Origin of the sequence: Thalassotalea litorea (assembly GCF_005843925.1) — a bacterium.
Lineage (GTDB): Bacteria > Pseudomonadota > Gammaproteobacteria > Enterobacterales > Alteromonadaceae > Thalassotalea_A > Thalassotalea_A litorea_A.
In genome coordinates, this window is record NZ_VCBC01000005.1 from 311,812 (window position 1) to 329,978 (window position 18,167).

General features: G+C 45.9%; 18 protein-coding genes. 12 read left to right on the top strand and 6 right to left on the bottom strand.

The features are described 5' to 3' along the window. Positions 1–133: 133 nt before the first annotated feature. Both FE810_RS06800 and FE810_RS06805 read right to left on the bottom strand, forming a co-directional pair. Positions 134–1,357 carry a DUF1501 domain-containing protein gene (locus FE810_RS06800; protein WP_246036941.1) on the bottom strand — a complete coding sequence of 408 codons (1,224 nt, stop codon included), beginning with the start codon at positions 1,355–1,357 and terminating at the stop codon, positions 134–136. 2 nt (positions 1,358–1,359) lie between these two features. Next, complete coding sequence (locus FE810_RS06805; RefSeq protein WP_138319268.1) at positions 1,360–2,727, bottom strand: DUF1800 domain-containing protein; 1,368 nt, start codon at positions 2,725–2,727, stop codon at positions 1,360–1,362. Positions 2,728–3,141: 414 nt separating this feature from the next. Between FE810_RS06805 and FE810_RS06810 the strand changes: the two genes are divergently transcribed. The 3 genes from FE810_RS06810 to FE810_RS06820 all read left to right on the top strand — a co-directional run bounded on the left by FE810_RS06810 (position 3,142) and on the right by FE810_RS06820 (position 6,831). After that, on the top strand, positions 3,142–4,254 hold the full coding sequence (locus tag FE810_RS06810; RefSeq protein ID WP_138319269.1) for a trimethyllysine dioxygenase: 1,113 nt from the start codon (positions 3,142–3,144) through the stop codon (positions 4,252–4,254). After that, positions 4,242–5,258, top strand: coding sequence for a low-specificity L-threonine aldolase (gene ltaE, locus FE810_RS06815; RefSeq protein WP_138319270.1), 1,017 nt, complete (start codon positions 4,242–4,244; stop codon positions 5,256–5,258). The genes FE810_RS06810 and ltaE overlap by 13 nt, the downstream gene beginning before the upstream one ends. A gap of 136 nt (positions 5,259–5,394) precedes the next feature. Next, positions 5,395–6,831 carry an aldehyde dehydrogenase family protein gene (locus FE810_RS06820; RefSeq protein ID WP_138319271.1) on the top strand — a complete coding sequence of 479 codons (1,437 nt, stop codon included), beginning with the start codon at positions 5,395–5,397 and terminating at the stop codon, positions 6,829–6,831. A 76-nt stretch (positions 6,832–6,907) separates the two neighbouring features. Here the strand turns inward: FE810_RS06820 and FE810_RS06825 are convergent, their stop codons facing one another. The 4 genes from FE810_RS06825 to FE810_RS06840 all read right to left on the bottom strand — a co-directional run bounded on the left by FE810_RS06825 (position 6,908) and on the right by FE810_RS06840 (position 11,652). Continuing rightward, complete coding sequence (locus tag FE810_RS06825) at positions 6,908–7,690, bottom strand: slipin family protein (RefSeq protein WP_138319272.1); 783 nt, start codon at positions 7,688–7,690, stop codon at positions 6,908–6,910. A 4-nt stretch (positions 7,691–7,694) separates the two neighbouring features. After that, positions 7,695–8,993: an NfeD family protein gene (locus FE810_RS06830; protein ID WP_246036943.1), complete on the bottom strand. Its 1,299-nt coding sequence runs from the start codon at positions 8,991–8,993 to the stop codon at positions 7,695–7,697. A 639-nt stretch (positions 8,994–9,632) separates the two neighbouring features. Further along, positions 9,633–9,905, bottom strand: coding sequence for a DUF4242 domain-containing protein (locus tag FE810_RS06835; protein ID WP_138319274.1), 273 nt, complete (start codon positions 9,903–9,905; stop codon positions 9,633–9,635). 193 nt (positions 9,906–10,098) lie between these two features. After that, positions 10,099–11,652: an AbgT family transporter gene (locus tag FE810_RS06840; protein WP_138319275.1), complete on the bottom strand. Its 1,554-nt coding sequence runs from the start codon at positions 11,650–11,652 to the stop codon at positions 10,099–10,101. Positions 11,653–12,159: 507 nt separating this feature from the next. Between FE810_RS06840 and FE810_RS06845 the strand changes: the two genes are divergently transcribed. From FE810_RS06845 to FE810_RS06885, 9 genes are all read left to right on the top strand, one after another. Continuing rightward, positions 12,160–12,759 carry a molybdenum cofactor guanylyltransferase gene (locus tag FE810_RS06845; protein ID WP_138319276.1) on the top strand — a complete coding sequence of 200 codons (600 nt, stop codon included), beginning with the start codon at positions 12,160–12,162 and terminating at the stop codon, positions 12,757–12,759. Between the two features lie 7 nt (positions 12,760–12,766). Continuing rightward, complete coding sequence (moaB, locus tag FE810_RS06850) at positions 12,767–13,309, top strand: molybdenum cofactor biosynthesis protein B (RefSeq protein WP_138319277.1); 543 nt, start codon at positions 12,767–12,769, stop codon at positions 13,307–13,309. After that, complete coding sequence (moaC, locus tag FE810_RS06855) at positions 13,309–13,818, top strand: cyclic pyranopterin monophosphate synthase MoaC (RefSeq protein WP_138319278.1); 510 nt, start codon at positions 13,309–13,311, stop codon at positions 13,816–13,818. The genes moaB and moaC overlap by 1 nt, the downstream gene beginning before the upstream one ends. Beyond that, complete coding sequence (moaD, locus tag FE810_RS06860) at positions 13,815–14,069, top strand: molybdopterin converting factor subunit 1 (RefSeq protein ID WP_246036945.1); 255 nt, start codon at positions 13,815–13,817, stop codon at positions 14,067–14,069. The genes moaC and moaD overlap by 4 nt, the downstream gene beginning before the upstream one ends. A 1-nt stretch (position 14,070) precedes the next feature. After that, the gene (gene moaE, locus FE810_RS06865) at positions 14,071–14,523 is read left to right on the top strand and encodes a molybdopterin synthase catalytic subunit MoaE (RefSeq protein WP_138319279.1); all 453 of its coding nucleotides are present in this window, start codon (positions 14,071–14,073) and stop codon (positions 14,521–14,523) included. 8 nt (positions 14,524–14,531) lie between these two features. Continuing rightward, positions 14,532–15,389 carry a molybdate ABC transporter substrate-binding protein gene (gene modA, locus FE810_RS06870; protein ID WP_138319280.1) on the top strand — a complete coding sequence of 286 codons (858 nt, stop codon included), beginning with the start codon at positions 14,532–14,534 and terminating at the stop codon, positions 15,387–15,389. 2 nt (positions 15,390–15,391) lie between these two features. Then, positions 15,392–16,105, top strand: coding sequence for a molybdate ABC transporter permease subunit (modB, locus tag FE810_RS06875; protein ID WP_138319281.1), 714 nt, complete (start codon positions 15,392–15,394; stop codon positions 16,103–16,105). Continuing rightward, positions 16,102–17,328, top strand: coding sequence for a molybdenum ABC transporter ATP-binding protein (locus FE810_RS06880; protein ID WP_138319282.1), 1,227 nt, complete (start codon positions 16,102–16,104; stop codon positions 17,326–17,328). The genes modB and FE810_RS06880 overlap by 4 nt, the downstream gene beginning before the upstream one ends. A gap of 72 nt (positions 17,329–17,400) precedes the next feature. Beyond that, positions 17,401–18,153: a HesA/MoeB/ThiF family protein gene (locus FE810_RS06885; RefSeq protein WP_138319283.1), complete on the top strand. Its 753-nt coding sequence runs from the start codon at positions 17,401–17,403 to the stop codon at positions 18,151–18,153. Positions 18,154–18,167: the final 14 nt, after the last annotated feature.

Genomic DNA, 18,167 nt, shown 5'->3' on the forward strand with positions numbered 1-18,167 from the left:
TCTGTTCATAAAACCAACTTACATTGTTAACAATTAACGATCAACCAATTCCTTTGTATTGCTTGTTTTTAACTCGCCTGCAAACCGAATTTGATTAAACCGGCTTTAAAAGATTTGACTTAACATGCCCTTGTCATGCGGGCTTTTGAATCAAAGACTCCCGATAGGGTTTCATATGAGGAAATATTTGTGCAATTTGCTGTTCCGACAATTGCCAGTGCTCTGCCAGCACGTTACCAATCCAACCAAACATATTCGATGTTGGCATCAAATCCCGTCCAGCCAGTAACTGCTCGGTTTTTAATCCCGGCCAGGAGCCTAATACCCTGCCACCTTTAACGGCGCCACCGGCAATAAACATCCCACTCGCGGTGCCATGGTCGGTTCCTGCGGTGCCATTTTCTTTAGCGGTACGGCCAAATTCTGTCGCAATCATCACCACGGTTTGTTGCCATTGTTGTCCCAAGGTAGACTGCAATGTCGCCAACCCATCATCCAACTGCTTTAATTGCCTGTCGAGACGGTTACCCTGACTATTGTGGGTGTCCCAGCCGCCTAGCTCCAACATCACGCAATCTGGCCCTTTATCTGCAACCATTATCTGCCCCGCAGATTTGCACAGCTGCATAAAATTCCCCTGACGACGCGTCACTATATCGTCATCCACAAGTCCTTTTACCTTTAATCCGCTTTGTAAGCTTTCATTCATTCTAGGGTGGTACTGGTACAAATCCTGTAGTGCCGAATACAAAGACTGATCTCCATCTTTCAAATTTGACGGGAACCAGGTATCAACATTTGCTGCACTGCGCAGACTGATGGGAACAGTTCTTGAAACTGCCAAGGCAGATTGATTGTTCACGGCAATGGCGCGCGCCAACCAACCACTATCATGATCAATGTTACCAAGACCGCTCTCCAGGAAATCCTGAGCGTCAAAGTGGGAGCGCTCCTGATACCCTGACGATACCGCAACCACAGGTAATAATGATTTTTGCTGATACCACTTGTGCATAGTGCTAAGCGACGGATGCAGGCTAAAACCACGTGCCAACGGCAGTAGCGGCGAATGAAAACTGGCAGAAAGATTGGGACGCAATTTTCTATATTGGGGATCGAATTCAGGCACTATAGTATGCATAGAATCCAGCCCACCACGAAGCATAACCCAAACAATTTTCGGACGACCTGCCTGTTTAGCGTCACCCGTAACCCTAGTCGCCTCGCGTGCGAATATATTAGCTCCAGGAATTGTTAACAGCGCCATGCCACCTCCCGCCATTTGCATGAATTTGCGGCGCGATAGCGTTTTTTCCTGACCGGTGTTCACGTTCGAACGCTTGTTATTAGGCATCATGGTTATCTCCACTGAAACTCAGGGCTCATTAAAAACAACGCGATGGATTGTTCCCGACTTTCCGCTCGCATCACACTGTTATAGGTATGTTGGCTAACTTGCGAACCTAATGACGTGCTCAGAATCTTCTCGATTTTTTGCCACTTTTGATAACCACCAACCATCGCAGACCAGTCAATTCGCGCCATTAACGCACTTGGACCCAGCCAATCTTCATTTTTATCACTGTAACCAGCGGGGGAATTTGCATTGAATGGTTGTTGACCTAGGTTATTCAACGAATACCGGAAACTATTTTGTTTCACTTCCCGAATCCCAAACGCCCGATAGGAAGAGATAACAAATTCCCGTGGCGTTTTAAATTTTTGCGGTTCAGCAATCCAGGATTCATCGGCTCGAAATAATGTCGTCATAACCGATTTGATATTGCCATCGGTTTCACGCCAGGTCTGTTGCATTTTATCAAGTAGAGATTTTGGCGGATTCTCAGAAACAAAGTGAAACGCCAATTTTCGGCAGATATGTTTCGCCGTCGCGGGGTGAGTCGCCAGATCTCGTAACATTTGCTCTCCCTGACTCATGCCATTTTGTCGGTAGGAACGCCCCAATAACGTGCGTTTCCCCGGTTCATGGCCATAGTTGCGAAACACAAAACCATTGCCCTCTTCCCGTTTCGGATGCTTGACACTCCAGCCAGAGATCCCCTTAGCGAGCTCAATCACGTCTTGCTGCGAATAGGGGCCATCAACACCTAGCGTATGTAGTTCAAGGATCTCGCGCGCCAGATTTTCATTTAACCCCTTGCCTCGTTTCTTTGCGGCAAGAGAATTAGGTCCAAAAGAACGCTCGTTATTCAAATACATCAGCATCGCTGGATGTTTTGTGATTGCCAGCAACATATCCTCAAAACGGCCGATTAAATTAGGCGCGATGGCCTCACGTTCCAGGGTTGTGGCAAGGCCAGCCATTAAGCGGTTATTGGCTGTCACACTAAAGTGATTGGAGAAGAAATCAAGCAGACGCCAACTGACACTATCACTCGACTGTATAGAACGTATTAAACCATCGGCGGAAGCGTTCTGTAAGGTTTTCCGGGAAAAATTTTTCGGGATTTCATCGTCGCCAAAGTCGATATTTTGGTTGGATTTTTTCTTGCGTTGTTGCTGTTGATATTGATAAAAGGCATGAAGCACCTCATCAGAGCCTGGTAACGAAGGGTCAAACTCCACGGTTTTCAATTGGCCAATCACCCAGCCTTTAGGATCCCGCTGAGCTTTTTGCATTTCACCTTGTCTGGCACCATATCCAAAACGATTAGTTGCAATTAACGCCCGGTTAAGCGAATGCGTTTTCATATTTTGCTCAGACATCGTTCTGCCCTATATTCCTTATTGTTTTAACTATTATATAAACCGATTTTATTTAAGATTGCCAATGCCTTTACGCAAAATTTACGTCCTCCTAACTAGGCTATGTGTTCATACCCAGATTTAAAGCAATATGCCCGCAACCAAAAATCTCATTTTTGTGAAAGTTTACCTTTGCTGCCAGGTTCGTTAGAAAGGCAGGTATGAAAAGCTATTGAAATGAGTGTAAACCGATTTACTTTTGCATCATCTAAGTCAGAATTGGGTCCGATAAATAACAATAATCCGTTGGTATTCAAATTTAAATTTGTTAGGGTGACGGAATTACGATGTGAGTTAAGAGAATAGCTCGCAGTCATAGGGTATTCGGCACCATAATGAACCAATACCAAGCATCCATACAGAGGTTTTACGATAATGCGTATTCACGCTTGCCAGTGCCAAGAAGATGGCATTTCCATTGAGTTTTCCGATAAAAAAACCGCAGAATTCAGCTTGTTTTGGCTTCGGGATCACAGTACCGATGCCAAAAGTCTGAACCCCAGCACATTGCAGCGAGATCTGGACACCTTTAACATGCCTGTCCCAAAGCTAGCGCAGCAACAATTATTAAACGATGGTGCGGTATTACAAATTCACTGGCAAAACGATGCGACATTAACCGAATTTACCGCGGATTTTCTGCATGCCATGGCATATCCATGTGTGCCAGAGCCTGGTTATAAACTTTGGGGCAACGAGCTTCAAGACCGTGTCCCGGATTTTGATTTTAATCAGATATCGCAAAGTGACGCCGCGTTTTTACCGGTAATCGATGCCATGGAAAATTTTGGTATTGTCACATTTTCCAATGTACCAACAGATATGAGCGCCACCAAAGCCCTGCTTGAAAAAATTGGTTATATTCGCGAATCGGTATTTGGCGGCCTGTGGGATTTTTCCAATAATCAGGCCCACAGCGACAGTGCTTATACCAGTGTTGGTATTGGTTTGCATACCGATGGCACTTACACAATTGACCCACCAGGGTTGCAATTATTGCATTGTCTTGCCTTTGAAGGTGAAGGCGCGTTCAATCAATTTGTTGATGGTTTTAAGGTCGCACAACTCATTAAAGAGCAAGAACCTCAAGCCTACCAAACGCTCACTCGCATTAAAGTACCGGCCCATTATATCGAGCCCGGTATTCAATTAAGGGGCGAACATCCGGTGGTACGTGAAGATAAGAACGGCCATTTTGAGCAGATCTGTTTTAACAATTTTGATCGCAGTCCGTTTAAATTAACAGCTGAAGATGAAAAAGCGTTTTATCATGCCTATGGTAAATACCAACAATTAGTCAATGATCCGGCGCTGCAAATTCAATTTCAGCTACAGCCCGGTAAAGCGGTGTGGTTTGATAACTGGCGTACTTTGCATGCAAGAACCGCGTTCAGCGGATTTCGCCATCTCGCCGGTGGTTATACTAACCGTGAAGATTACATCAGTAAAAAACTTACATTACGAGGTCAGACACCATGGCAGGAATAATTGATCTACGCAGTGATACCGTCACCCAACCGACTCAGGTTATCCGTGAATTAATGGCAAGCGCGGTAACAGGCGATGATGTCTATGGTGAGGACCCAACAGTGAATCAGCTGGAGCAATTTGCCGCGCAATTGCTCAATAAAGAGGCCGCGATTTTTTGTCCATCCGGTACTCAAAGCAATCTGATCGGCTTGTTGGCCCATTGTGGCCGTGGTGACGAGTACATTGTAGGCAGCGCCGCCCATACGTATCTATACGAAGGCGGCGGAGCAGCGGTATTAGGTAGTATCCAACCTCAACCATTGAATTTGAATACCGATGCAACCTTCGATCTGCAAGCGCTGGAAAGTGCCATTAAACCTGCTGATATTCATTATGCCAGAACCCGACTGATTTGCCTGGAGAACACCCACAATGGTCGTTGTTTACCACAAGGTTATACCAGCAAGGTCAAAGCCATCGCTGATAAATATGGCCTGGCAATGCATTTAGACGGTGCCCGCTTGTTTAACGCGGTCGTATCTGACAACTCCACAGCGGCGAAATTAAGCGAAGATTTTGACAGCGTTTCGATATGTTTGTCTAAAGGCTTAGGTGCGCCGGTAGGTTCCTTGTTAGTGGGCTCCGAAGCCTTGATTAATGAAGCCCGACACTGGCGCAAAATGCTCGGCGGCGGCATGCGCCAGGCTGGTATATTGGCCGCTGCAGGCCTTTATGCATTACAACATCATGTTGAACGGTTAAATGATGATCATCAACGCGCCTCACAATTGGGTAAAGCGCTAGGCAATATCGATGGGGTCACCTTAAAGTTCGATAAGGCATTTACCAATATGGTGTATGTTCAGGTCAGTGCCGAGATGAAAGCCAGCCTCGACAAATTAGCGCCGGCTCATAATGTCATTCTTCCTTCGGGCGAGCAGATGCGTCTGGTCACTCACTTAGATATTGACGATGAGGACATCGACACCATCGTTAAATTATTCGAGCAAGCCGCACAATAACCGCGAAGATGCTACCCGTGCTGATGCCCGTACTGGCATCCGTACGGGTACCAGCACAGGTAAAAAATTCACACTTTTCACGCACTGTCTTTCGCCCCAATCGTTAAAGACAGTATTTGTTCAAGGTATAAAAGCTATGCAAACGCCCGTCTATTCCTACCCGCAACTGTTTATCAATGGTCAATGGCTCTCAAGCGCCAGTGCACAGCCCCACATTGACGTTATCAATCCTGCAAACGGCCAGATTGTTGCAACAACAGCCAACGCCAATCAGCAAGATGTAGACCGTGCAATAAGCGCGGCAAAATCGGCCTTTGCGCATTGGTCTGTGACAACCGCTGAACAACGCAAACAATGGATTCTGGCAATTGCCGATGAAATGCAAAATCGTTTTTCGGATTTAACCCGAGCGATATCGCTAACCATGGGTTGCCCTTATGAAATCAGCAAAGACGCGCAAGTACAAAGCGCGATAGACGCGTTTCGAGAATTTGCGGATTTAGCTCATGTAGCAGAAGCGGCGGAAACGGTTGGAAATGTGATCCAAAATCACCTTGCCGTTGGCGTCTGTGTATTGATTAATCCATGGAATTATCCATTATCACAACTCGTCGGAAAACTCGGGCCTGCCCTGGCCGCAGGCTGCACTGTGGTCGTAAAACCTTCCGAACAAACCCCGATTCAAGATTTGATCATCGCGGAAATCATCGAAAAGATTGGCTTACCTGCTGGTGTATTCAATGTCATTACCGGCTATGGCGCTGACATTGGTAGCCACCTTTGTGCTCACCCGGATGTGGATATGGTGTCATTTACAGGCTCCACTGCCGCAGGGGTAAAAGTTGCACAGGCCGCAGCGCCGTCGGTTAAACGGGTATGCCAGGAATTGGGTGGAAAATCGCCCTATATCATAACCGAAGATGCAAACCTGGAAGCTGCAGTGCGATATGGTGTGGAAGATGTGATGTTTAATAGCGGCCAGACCTGCAGCGCATTAACTCGAATGCTGGTGCCGAAAAGCCAATATCAACAGATATTAGACATCGCCAAACGAGTCTGTGAAGAAAACATCGTTGGCGACCCAGCAGACCCAAAAACGACCATGGGACCGTTAAGTTCAAAGCGCCAGCAACAACGTGTATTAGAGTATATCCAGACTGGCATTGATGAAGGCGCGCGACTACTAACCGGAGGGCTTGAATTGCCAGAAGAGTTACAGCAAGGCGCCTATGTGATGCCAACGATTTTTACCGATGTCAGCAATGACATGACGATCGCCCGGGAAGAAATTTTTGGCCCGGTGCTTTGCATCATCCCCTACACAGACGAAGAAGAAGCCATCAAAATCGCCAATGATACCATTTATGGTTTATCTTCATCCGTTTACGCAAAAGATCCACAATCGGCCTTAGCGCTCGCTCGTCAAATACGAGCCGGGCAGTGTTTCATTCAAGGAGCATATTTCACCACCAAGGCTCCCTTTGGCGGCTTTAAACAATCGGGTAATGGTCGTGAATGGGGACTGGAAGGCCTCAAAGAATTTCTCGAATTACAAGCCATCATTATGCCTTAAATCCAAGCATCTCTTCACTAAGGGCGTAAGCCAACAATAAAGCCGTATTTTGGTGTTGTTCCCTTGGTGGGCGTGGCTATTTGTCTTTGTCCTGGCGCTTGTCGGAAAATAGGCCACTCAGCAGATCGGACGGTAGCGGAAACAATATCGTCGAGTTTTTTTCGCTGGCAATTTCGGTCAGGGTCTGCAAATAACGTAGTAATATAGCATTAGGCTCGACTGCTAATTTCTCTGCAGCTTCCACCAGTTTTCCAGAAGCTTCCATTTCACCAGAGGCATGGATCACTTTAGCTCGTCGTGTTCTTTCCGCCTCAGCCTGTTTGGCGATTGCCCGGATCATGCTTTCGTTCAGATCAACATGTTTGATTTCAACATTAGACACTTTAATCCCCCAACCATCGGAGCGGGTATCGAGGATTTCCTGAATATCCGAATTTAACATTTCTCGATTTGCCAGCATTTCATCCAACTCATGTTGACCCAACACGGAGCGCAGGGTCGTCTGCGCCAACTGAGAAGTTGCCTGCAGATAATCTTCCACATTGATAATCGCTTTTTGCGGATCGATCACCCGAAAGTAGATTACCGCATTGACTCGGACAGAGACGTTATCACGACTGATCACGTCCTGACTCGGCACATCCATTACCACAGTACGCAAATCAACCCGTACCATTTGCTGTATAAATGGAATAATAATGATCAATCCCGGCCCTTTTACCCTATAGAACCGTCCCAGAAGAAAAATGACACCACGCTCATACTCTCGCAATATCTTGAACGCCTTGTACAACAGGGCAATCACTAAAGCCGTCACCACCGCGGTGAATATCTGCTCACTTGTATAGATTAAATCCATCGTTTCATTCCTTCACCTGAATTGGGTTAACCGTCAACACCAGACCTTTGATTGCCGTCACCTTTACTATCTGATCTTTTTGTAACGGTTGAATGCTGTTCGCTGACCATTGTTCACCATTGAAAATTACCTGCCCTTTGCCGGTAAAATCGTCAACCACCACTACCTCAGCACCGACGATTTCCTCCTTGCCGCTAACCACCTGGCTGTGACGATTTCGCCATAGAAAACCCAGACAAAACACCAAAAACAGTACCGAGACTAAGGCAAACGCCGCAATAATTGGGATAGACACCTGAAATTGCACCTGATCCGTATCTATCAAAAAAATCGATCCGATTACAAACGCAATGAGGCCACCGATACCAAGTACACCAAAGCTTGGCACCATCGCCTCGGCTACCAGCAACCCGATACCAACGATAAGTAACCCCATGCCCGAAAAACTCAGCGGTAGCATTTGCAGAGCATAGGTCGCGATCAGTAACGCGATGACTCCAGTTACGCCCGCAACGCCGATACCTGGACTATAAAATTCCAATATCAATCCATAAATTCCGATCAACAACAAAATGTAGGCGATATTAGGGTCGGTAATGGTGCCAATAAACTGATGCCGCCAGTCCGGTTCAATTACATTAAGTGCGACATCTTGCAAATTAATCTGGGGATCTAGTCCGCTCAATTGCGCCGGGTTATTTTTTATTTGTTCTATCAGTGCTTCCGGTGAATCTGCCAGGGCATTGATCACATTCTCCTTCAGGGCTTCGGTTGCCGTTAACGTTGCAGCTTCGGCCACCGCCAGTTCAGCCCAATCGGCATTTCGGCCTCGCAATTGTGCCAATGAACGAATATAAGCGATTGAATCATTGAGGATCTTTTTCTCCATCGCCGACGCACTTGAGTCTTTGTCCTCGGAACCATCGTTGCTATTCGGGTTAGGGCCAATATTTACCGGGGTGGCGGCCCCTAACGTGGTTGCAGGCGCCATTGCCGCATGGTGGCAAGCATATAAAATATAGGTACCAGCACTGGCGGCTCTTGCGCCTTTCGGGTAGACCAGGCAAACAATGGGTTTTGTCGATTCAAGAATGCTTTTATTAATATCACGAAGGCTGGATACTAACCCGCCAGGAGTATCCAGAGTGATGATGATCAGTGGCACCTGTTGGTTTTGATTGGAACGGGAAATGTGTTCCAACAAGTAATCCCTGACGGAAGGGCCAATAGCACCATTGATGGTTAGTATGGGAATCGTGCTGGGCTCAGACCTGCTCTGCTCAGACATGCTCTGCTCAGACATGCTCTGCTCAGAAAGCTGCCCGGCCCAAATTAATAGCGGGCTAAACAGAAAACAAAGGAATAACCGCCTTAAAAACATTTTCTCAAACTCTGCAAACTTCACTCTAAAGTATAGTAAGCTTGACGAATAACGCGCTGCGTAGCCTTGGCCAACGGACTCGCTTACGTCTTTTTCACATCCACTCAAGGCTATAAATATTTTCCGTTTGCGTTGGCGTTAAAACTTTCCCAACCAGAACAAGACTTCGATAATTAGCCTCAGTCGAACTACGATGATTTTCTGGCTACATAGCAACGCTCAATAGCGAGATTTCCCAGCTCTTGAGCGCTAGTTTCTTCTCCTGAAGGTAGTCAAATCGATCACATTGCTTGCTGAGTGTTTAAATCGCATTTTCCGGGCACGCTCTAACGTATCTAAGAATGATAAAATCTTAATGCAACCTGAGACATCCAGCATCAGTCGACCTGGTGCCCGAGTGTCGAAAGCTCGAAAAACACTCCCCAATGGTTCTCTGGGGAAAGTATTGTGTTATCTGGATCTATCACTTAAGTTAGATTGCCACAAACCTGAAATCTCCTTATGCAAGGCAAAATCTTTAGGGATTGTGCGAATACACCTAAAAAACACAGTACCCTGGCACTATTCTGAAGTCGTCGGATCAATAATGGTTTTAACTTCAGAGATTGAATTGGCCGGAAATCCTCCCTGCTCCGCATGTTGTTTTATTAAGTTTTCGTTATCGGCAATGTACACACAATAAACTTTATCGCCTGTCACATAACTTTGTACCCACTGTATATGCGGGCCCATGTTTTGTAATACACTGCAGGACTTTTGCGAAATCCCCTGCAAATCGCTTGCAGACAAATTTCCGGCACCAGGAATGTCTCGTTCTATCACATATTTTGGCATCGTTATCTCCGATAATTTGGGTTAACCTAACGTTGTAATGACATCTCAAAAATCATCTAAAACACAAATAACACAATGAGATAAAAATAAATTTAGTCATCGACAGTAATAATCGTCAAGACTAAGAATAAAAAAACGCCGCTAAATTAGCGGCGTTTTATCAAACGGATTTCGTTGCCTTCAGGCTTTTAAATTAGTTAGGCAAATACTCGTAGGATGCCTGTAAACCAAGCGGCAAGCCCAATCCCCAATAGGCCATCAAAAACAACGTCCAGACAATCAAAAAGCTCATCGAGAACGGCAACATCATTGCCGTTAAGGTACCGATGCCGGCATTGGTCACATAACGCTGACAAAACACCACCACTAACGGGAAGTAAGGCATTAATGGCGTGATGATATTGGTACTGGAATCACCGATACGATAAGCCGCTTGTGCCAAATCTGGTGAAATACCTAACTGCATCAACATCGGAATAAATATTGGCGCCAAAAGCGCCCATTTCGCCGATGCCGAGCCCACGAATAAGTTAATAAAACCGGTAAGAAAGATAATGCCGGTGATGGTAATGCCGGCAGGTAATGCCATTTCTTTTAAGAACGCCGCGCCTTTAACCGCCAGAAGAATTCCAAGGTTAGATTGACCAAAGGCATAAATAAACTGGGCGATAAAGAACATGATCACCAGATAATATCCCATACCCGACATCGCCTTGGACATGCCTTCAATAAAATCCTTCGACGTTTTAATTTTGCCAATCACTAAACCATAAACCAAACCAGGTACCAGGAATAACAGGAATATTAGTGGCACAATAGATTTCATTAGCGGCGCGGAAAATGCCGTTAGTGAGCCATCTTCGGCGCGCCAGGATGAATCGATGGGATAGGCACTCGCAAATAAGATCCCAAGGCCAATAACGACAGAGAACATCGCCCAGCGCAGAGCCTTACGCTCATGGTCTTCCAGCGGTTCCATTTTCGGCAAGTCCGATAAATCACCATCCAATTTATTACTGGCAAGCTTAGGTTCAACGATTTTATCGGTGATAAACCAACCTAAACCGGTCACGATCAGCGCCGATGCGGTGGTGAAGTAATAATTGTTCAGTGGGTTTAGTACAATGTTGGGATCCAATAGCTGTGCACCAGCCTGGGAAATTCCTTGCAACATCGGATCGAGCGCCGATGGTACAAAATTGGCGGAGAAACCACCGGAAACACCGGCAAATGCGGCGGCAATACCGGCAAGAGGGTGACGCCCTGCGGCATAAAAAATCACCCCGCCTAACGGGATCACCAATACGTAACCTGCATCCACCGCGGAATGGCTGACAATACCGACGAGTATTACCATCGGGGTTAATAGCCAGGTCGCGGTTTTTGCCATAATCGCGCGCAGCCCCGCATTGATAAAGCCGCTATACTCGGCAACACCAATGCCTAACATGGCGACCAGTACAACACCTACCGGGTGAAAATGTGAGAAGTTAGTCACCATGACCGAGAAAAACTGGGTAAGGGCTTCGCCGGTCAATTGATTATTAATCACCAAAGCCTGCCCGCTTCTAGGGTCTACGGCATTAAAATCCACGCCTGCGAATAGCCAGGATAAAAACCAGACGATAAACAACAGTGAGATAAACAGTGCGGCGGGATCGGGTAATTTATTGCCGACAATTTCGACTCTATCGAGAAATCGCTGTACCAGAGACGGTTGTTCGATTGACGCTTGTACTTCACTCATGAATGCATCCTATTTGTTATTGTTTTGATTAAGGAATGTTTTCATACTAACCAAGTTTGCCACTTTGCTCAATTTAAGAGCGTAAATATCTGCGCATAGGGGTAGTTAATACACTGTATTTGGTAATAGTCTTTGCTATACACTATTTGCTATACGCTATTTGAGAATAAAACAATTGTCGTTTGACAATGAAAGCCCCAACAGAACATTGGTTTTGAAAGAAATTCGAGGGAATTCATCGGATTAAATTGTAATAACTTTCTCTTGAGGATCCGGTGCACTGCTATGACTTGAGCTCGATTTTTTGTGGTTATTCGTCGTGCTGGTTTGTTGGTTTAGTCTTAACGTGCATTTTAGTGTCATTACCTTAGTCATTGTTATTCATAGCCAATAACACATCTGGTGTGATGCGACTAAAACCCGCAAATACCACTTTAGGAATATTTACAAATCCTTGTTTGCACAGCATTATGCGCATTCGCCAATGGGTCAAAAGAGGTAGAAATCGTGAATCCCCCATGCTTAGGCATTATATTAGCGGGTGGTCAATCCAAACGGATGGGTCAAGATAAAGCATTAATGCCTCACCCTCTTGGCAACGGCACCCAAAACATGTTGCAATACAGTGAACAGTTGTTTCAAAACGCAGGAATGGAACAAGTCCTGATCAGCCGTGATAGTCAAAATACGAATGACGTTACTGGCGCAACTGGCATCCGTGACATTTATAAAAAAGCAGGACCGCTTGGCGGTTTGTATAGTGTATTACAACACACAAGTTGCGACGCTGTGCTAATGTTGCCGGTCGATTTACCGTTAATGACAGCACCCATGCTGCAACAATTGCGTCAGGTTGGTGAGCGTAATCACTCTGCCTGTTGTTTTGAAGGGCATTCGTTGCCATTATATTTACCCATAGATAAAAACGTCAGGGATTTTTTGCAACATGAGTTCGCGCAATTTAACGGAAAAGGTCCGGCGATCAAACATTTACTAAAGCAGGTTCCCCATACACGGATCACTGCTGACGAACCAATCAAGCTGAGCAATACCAATACACCAGAACAATGGCAAGATGCCCAGCAAATACTGCAATCAGGAATTTAATCAGGTTATGAGTCACTCAAAAAACACGCCATTTATGCCACTAAACATCGCAGTTTTGACGGTATCTGATACCCGAGACGAAAGTAATGACACGTCCGGGCAAACCTTGGTCGAAAGAGCAAAGGCTGCAGGCCATAACGTCTGTGAGAAAGTTATTGTCAAAGACGATGTTTATCAATTAAGAGCGATTGTCTCAAAGTGGATCGCCAGTAACGACGTTCAGGCGGTTGTCGCCACCGGTGGAACCGGTTTTACCGCCAGAGACAACACCCCGGAAGCCTTAGAGCCATTATTTGATAAGGCAGTAGAAGGATTTGGCGAGACATTTCGTCAAATTAGCTATGATGAAATTGGTACCTCAACGGTACAATCTCGAGCATTTGCGGGCATTGCCAATGGCACGGTTATCTTCTGTGTACCCGGCTCTACTAACGCCTGTAAGACCGCATGGGATAAGCTTATCAAAGAACAATTAGATGCAAGCCACCGCCCCTGTAACTTTGTAAATCACTTGAAAAATATTGATTTAGTGTGTGATTCGAGAAACTAATGAGTAACGAAAAAAATTCGCAACAGCTGACCCACCTTAATCAACAAGGTGAAGCCAATATGGTGGATGTCAGTAATAAGCAAACAACCATCAGAACCGCCACCGCAGAAGGCTACATTCGCATGTCTGCGCAAACGCTGGCATTAATCGATAGTGGTGAACACAAAAAAGGCGATGTCTTTGCTGTGGCCCGTATCGCTGGGATCCAGGCGGCGAAAAAATGCTCGGATTTAATACCGCTATGTCACCCATTAATGTTAACCAAGGTGCAGGTAGACTTTACTCTGGATAAAGCCAACAATCAGGTCAGAGTGGAAACCCTGTGTCGACTTAGCGGCCAGACTGGCGTGGAAATGGAAGCATTAACCGCAGCATCCGTCGCCTGCTTAACCTTATTTGATATGTGTAAAGCGGTCGATCCTGGGATGCTAATTCACGGTATTCGGGTACTAGAAAAGCAAGGTGGTAAGTCCGGTCATTGGCAATCAACGAATCAAGGAGAGTCATGATGATCAAGGTGGTTTTCTTTGCCGCTCTGCGCGACAAGCTCGATTGTGAAGGTTTGACAATCGCGCACACTGACAATATTCAGTGTGTTGCCGATATCAAACAACAATTGTGTGAGCAACACCCCCACTGGCAATCGGTGTTTGCACAACAAAGTATATTATCAGCGGTCAACCATACCATGACGGACGAATCCTTTGCGGTAAAATCTGGTGATGAGGTTGCGTTTTTTCCACCGGTAACCGGAGGTTAACTTGACGGACTTTATTTCCATTCAGACACAAGATTTTTCCGTTGCAGAACAACTACAGGCATTGGAAGAAGATAATGTCAGCGATGGTGCTACGGTAATTTTTACCGGTCGGGTGCGCGATAAAAATGAAGGTCAACAGGTTCATAGTTTAACCCTTGAACATTACCCGGGAATGACCGAAAAATCCCTTGCGGCTATCATTGCTCAGGCGCGACAGCGTTGGCAAATTAACCGGGTTCGGGTGATCCACCGAATTGGTCAGTTATCAATTGGGGAACAAATCGTCTTTGTTGGCGTTACCAGCCCACATCGTGGTGACGCCTACGCCGCCAATGAATTCATTATGGATTACCTTAAAATCGAGGCACCGTTTTGGAAAAAAGAAAGCACCAATGATGGTGATAAATGGTTAGATGCTAAACAGCAAGATAACCAGAAAGCGCAATCCTGGTAACGGCACCTATGCGGCAACTGTTTATAGCTAAGTATTGCTCATTTATCTGGCTGCAAAAATCGATGCGATTGCTGTTCCTCAGCCTCGCATTGACCACCAGCTTTTTTAGTGTGGCGAGTGATTCAAATATTGATCCAGATTTAGAAAACCCGGATGAAAGCAAGCCGTTGAAAGTCGCTGTGGCGGCAAATTTCGGCCATGCGTTAAAGCAAATTGCCGAGCAGTTTACCCAGCAAACCAATATCCCGGTGAGCATCACAATAGGTGCAACTGGGGGGCTTTATCAACAGATCCGCCATGGTGCGCCATTTGATGTTTTTCTTGCCGCCAATGCCCTACACCCGCAATTGTTACAAAAAAATGGTTTCATCATCGAACACTCTCTGCAACCCTATGCGATTGGTCAGTTGGCGTTTTTCGCGACCGATAATGCCTATACCTGGGACAATTTACCAAACACTTACCAACAATATGGTAAGTTTGCCATCGCCAATCCAACCCATGCACCGTATGGCAAAGCCGCCAAACAGTTATTAACCAACATAGGCTTGTGGTCGGTGCTGACACCAAAACTGGTGCAAGGTAACAATGTTGCCCAAAGTTATCAGTTTATCCGTGCTCAAGCCGCCAGTGCCGGTTTGGTTGCCAATAGCTTTTTAATTGAGCATCAGCAAGACAGCACCGCTAACCTTGTACCGCAACATCTATACGATCCGATTGAACAATATATGCTAGTTCTCAAATCCAGCAAGCAAGCAAAAGCGGCAAAAACATTTCAACAATTTCTCCTCAGCGATGCGATTCAGGAAAAAATCTCAAAAATGGGATATTATCCAGTTAATCGCCCATTAAATAGTAAACACTAAACATGGAAAGTTATTGGTCACAGGACATCCTGGCTTTGGTCACGACGTTAAAAGTGGCGCTAGTTAGTACATTGATTTTATTGGTTATTGGCACACCACTAGCGTGGTGGCTGGCAAAGCTACAGTCACGCTGGCGAGTGTTGATAGAAGCATTAATCGCGCTACCGTTAGTGTTACCGCCTACGGTATTGGGTTTTTACCTTCTAATTGCATTTTCTCCACAACATTTGCCCGGTCAATGGTGGCAAAGCGTCACTGGCCAGCAACTTGCGTTCAGTTTTTCCGCCATTGTCATTGGTTCGGTCATTTACTCCCTGCCCTTTGTTGTACAGCCATTGCAAAAGGCGTTTGAGCAGCTTGACCATTCGCTATTAGACAGTGGTGCGACACTAGGCGCCGGTCCACTCGACCGGTTTTGGCATATTATCTTGCCGCTTTGCAAAGCCAGTTTTATCACCGCCGCGACCTTAGGCTTTGCCCATACGGTGGGCGAATTTGGTGTGGTATTGATGATCGGCGGTAATATTCCCGGAGAAACCCGAGTCCTATCGATAGCGTTATTCGATCACGTCGAAGCGTTTGATTATGCCCGGGCGCACCTGTTGGCATTTTCGTTATTAATCGGTTCGATTGCGGTATTGGCATTGGTGTACCTGTTTAATTTTTCTGAACAAAAGCAACAGGGGTTATCGAACCAAAGCAGGCAAATGCCATGACAGTTCTTAATCTTGGGGTTCGCTGTCAACGGCGTTCATTTGCGCTGAATATTGACCAACAGTTTGATTTAACGGGAATTCATGGAATTTTCGGACATTCTGGTTCAGGAAAGTCAACGCTGCTACGCTGCATTTCGGGATTGGAAAAATCCGGCACCGGGCAAATTATCTGGCAAAACCGCACCCTGCTCAGCACTGCAGACAAATGCTTTGTGGCACCTGAAAAGCGTCATATTGCTCATGTATTTCAACGCAGCTGTCTGTTTCCGCATCTGACGGTCCAGGAAAACCTGGACTTTGCGATAAAGCGTCGCGTGACTAACAATATCCCCATTGACGAAATCATTGAGCTGACCGGGCTGCAACCTCTGTTGGCATCGAAAGTGACCTTATTGTCTGGCGGAGAGCAACAAAAAGTGGCGTTGGCACGAGCAATTTTATTTGAACCCGAATTACTTTTGCTGGATGAACCACTCAGCGCCCTGGACCGACAAAATAAGCGCCAGCTGTTAGCTTTGATCAAGCGCGCCCATATGCATTATAAGATCCCGATGTTATACGTCACTCACTCCATTGATGAGTTGCAACAAATCGCCACCCACATGAGTGTTATGGAAAATGGTCAAATCAAACTCACCGGTGCGATTCATAATGTTATCCACCAACTCAACAATAGCGCGATGATCGAACAGCAAACCAGCTTGTCGTTAACCATTGCACCGCAAGAAGCCAAAGCCGGTGGATTAACACCACTGCTCTTTCACAACACTGTTGCAGACAGCGTCGAACAAGGCAATGTGATTACAAAAGACAATGTGACTGTAAAAGACAACGTGACTGTAAAAGACAACGTGATAGGAAAAGACAGTGTTCTCGACATCGACAAGGGCGGCGAACAGGACGTAAACACCAAACTTTATATGTTAACGTCCAATATCGGCGAATATGCATTACAGCATCAAGCACTGCGCTGCTTCATTATGGCCAGCGACATAAGTTTGTGTACGCAAGAGCCCAGCAACAGTTCCATTGTTAATCAGTTGCGCGGCAACATCATCGCGATTGACATAAATGAGCATCAGGCACTGGTAACAGTTAGTGTCAATGGGCATCCGTTTTATGCCAGTATCTCGGCGTTTTCAGTCAATACGCTTGACCTTGCCATTGGTCAGATAGTGTTTATCCAGTTTAAAGCCAGCGCCATACAAACCCTGTTAAAATAACAATCAAATTGCATTGCAACAGATTGAATTACATTAGATAGAACAAAACTTGAATTAGACAAAGGTATTATTTTGCTAACAACACAAGAACAACTTCGCTATAGCCGCCAGACTCTGGTGTCTGGTTTTGGTGAGTCCGGACAAATCGCTTTGCAAAATGCCTGTGTTTTGGTGGTAGGAATTGGCGGCCTGGGGAACCCAGTGAGTCAGTATCTGGTCAGTGCTGGTATTGGCAAAATAATTTTGTGTGATGGCGATAGTATTGACGTATCAAACCTGCCTCGACAGATCTTGTTTGATGACAGCGTATTGGCCGACAATAAGGCCGAAACGGCCGCCAATCGCCTGGAGCAATCAAACCCTGAGTGTAATATTGAAGTGGTCGATGAAATGCTCGATGACGAGCTCGCCGATTATTACATTAGCCAAGCCGATATTGTCATCGATTGTACCGACAACGTTGCTAGTCGTTACACCCTCAATGCCTGGTGTTTAAAACATCAGACGCCACTGGTTATCGGTGCCGCCACGGGCCTGGATGGTCAGCATTTCTTTATTGATCCCAAACAGCAAGACAGTGCCTGTTATCAGTGCCTGTTCCCGGAAACTCAGCAAGCGCCGGTACAAAACTGTCAGACAATCGGCATTATCGGTCCGGTACTTGCGATCGTCGGCGGCATGCAATCTCTTACCGCAATCAAATATCTGGTTGGCATGAAGACCTTTAACAATCGCCTTGAACTATTCGATGGTGCATATCAGTCCTGGCAGTCATTTACGGTACAAAAACAACCCAACTGCCCGGCCTGCGCAAACACCCAATAACGCCTGCTTTGTGG

Coding starts and splice junctions, on each gene's coding strand:
- FE810_RS06800 (WP_246036941.1), bottom strand. CDS start 1,357: ATGATGCCTAATAACAAGCGTTCGAACGTGAACACCGGTCAGGAAAAA.
- FE810_RS06805 (WP_138319268.1), bottom strand. CDS start 2,727: ATGTCTGAGCAAAATATGAAAACGCATTCGCTTAACCGGGCGTTAATT.
- FE810_RS06810 (WP_138319269.1), top strand. CDS start 3,142: ATGCGTATTCACGCTTGCCAGTGCCAAGAAGATGGCATTTCCATTGAG.
- ltaE (WP_138319270.1), top strand. CDS start 4,242: ATGGCAGGAATAATTGATCTACGCAGTGATACCGTCACCCAACCGACT.
- FE810_RS06820 (WP_138319271.1), top strand. CDS start 5,395: ATGCAAACGCCCGTCTATTCCTACCCGCAACTGTTTATCAATGGTCAA.
- FE810_RS06825 (WP_138319272.1), bottom strand. CDS start 7,690: ATGGATTTAATCTATACAAGTGAGCAGATATTCACCGCGGTGGTGACG.
- FE810_RS06830 (WP_246036943.1), bottom strand. CDS start 8,993: ATGTCTGAGCAGAGCATGTCTGAGCAGAGCAGGTCTGAGCCCAGCACG.
- FE810_RS06835 (WP_138319274.1), bottom strand. CDS start 9,905: ATGCCAAAATATGTGATAGAACGAGACATTCCTGGTGCCGGAAATTTG.
- FE810_RS06840 (WP_138319275.1), bottom strand. CDS start 11,652: ATGAGTGAAGTACAAGCGTCAATCGAACAACCGTCTCTGGTACAGCGA.
- moaB (WP_138319277.1), top strand. CDS start 12,767: ATGAGTCACTCAAAAAACACGCCATTTATGCCACTAAACATCGCAGTT.
- moaC (WP_138319278.1), top strand. CDS start 13,309: ATGAGTAACGAAAAAAATTCGCAACAGCTGACCCACCTTAATCAACAA.
- moaD (WP_246036945.1), top strand. CDS start 13,815: ATGATGATCAAGGTGGTTTTCTTTGCCGCTCTGCGCGACAAGCTCGAT.
- modA (WP_138319280.1), top strand. CDS start 14,532: ATGCGGCAACTGTTTATAGCTAAGTATTGCTCATTTATCTGGCTGCAA.
- modB (WP_138319281.1), top strand. CDS start 15,392: ATGGAAAGTTATTGGTCACAGGACATCCTGGCTTTGGTCACGACGTTA.
- FE810_RS06880 (WP_138319282.1), top strand. CDS start 16,102: ATGACAGTTCTTAATCTTGGGGTTCGCTGTCAACGGCGTTCATTTGCG.